Origin of the sequence: Vibrio sp. 1641 (genome assembly GCF_033339995.1) — a bacterium.
GTDB classification, from domain to species: Bacteria; Pseudomonadota; Gammaproteobacteria; order Enterobacterales; family Vibrionaceae; genus Vibrio; species Vibrio alginolyticus.
Window position 1 is genome coordinate 1 of record NZ_JAWOVP010000257.1, and the last position, 640, is coordinate 640.

The 640-nt window shown below is 50.0% G+C and carries 1 protein-coding gene and 1 pseudogene; one reads left to right on the forward strand and one right to left on the reverse strand.

Features of this window, described 5'->3' with window-relative positions:
* Window positions 1-227, reverse strand: a 227-nt coding sequence (locus R7Z47_RS25370) for a response regulator (RefSeq protein ID WP_318130833.1), incomplete at its 3' end; no start/stop codon positions are given.
* A gap of 265 nt (window positions 228-492) precedes the next feature.
* Between R7Z47_RS25370 and R7Z47_RS25375 the strand changes: the two are divergent.
* Window positions 493-640: pseudogene (locus tag R7Z47_RS25375) on the forward strand (PTS glucose transporter subunit IIBC); the annotation flags it as partial.

Below are 640 nucleotides of genomic sequence, written 5' to 3' on the forward strand. Positions count from 1 at the left end.
GGGATATCGGAGTTTTTGCGCAGTTTCTGGCACAGGGTAAAGCCATCTTCACCGGGCATCATAATATCGAGGATGATCAAATCAGGATGGTGATCGTTGAGCAGTTGCCACATCACGCCGCCGTTTTCCGCGCAAAGCACTTCAAACCCTGCGCGGCCAAGGTAATCTGACAACGCTTCGCGAAGGTCAAGGTTGTCATCGACGACCAGTATCTGCTTGTTTTCCATCCTACTTTCCCTGTGTCTGTCCCTGTGCCTGCCCCTGAGTTTGGCGCTGGCCAATATGATGCATTCTTAAACGCCCATGCACAATCGAGCCGATTACAATTTTCACTTCTCGGTGTAAGAGATTTGTAAGCGGCCACTTACAAACTGATTGCCTTTTGTAACCTTAGGCGCCGCCTTGCTCGCTATGATCATCCTGACCTTACGTGAAACAACATGACCTGAAGGAATCAGGTCCTACAACACTGGCATTCGTCAGGAGGAAACCATGTTTGCAAGTATATTTGGACAACTACAAAAAATAGGGCGGTCGTTGATGCTGCCTGTGGCGGTGTTACCGGTGGCTGGCTTGATGCTGGGTATTGGTAACGCGGGGTTTGCGTTTATTCCAGACGCGGTCAACAAAGTGATGCTCG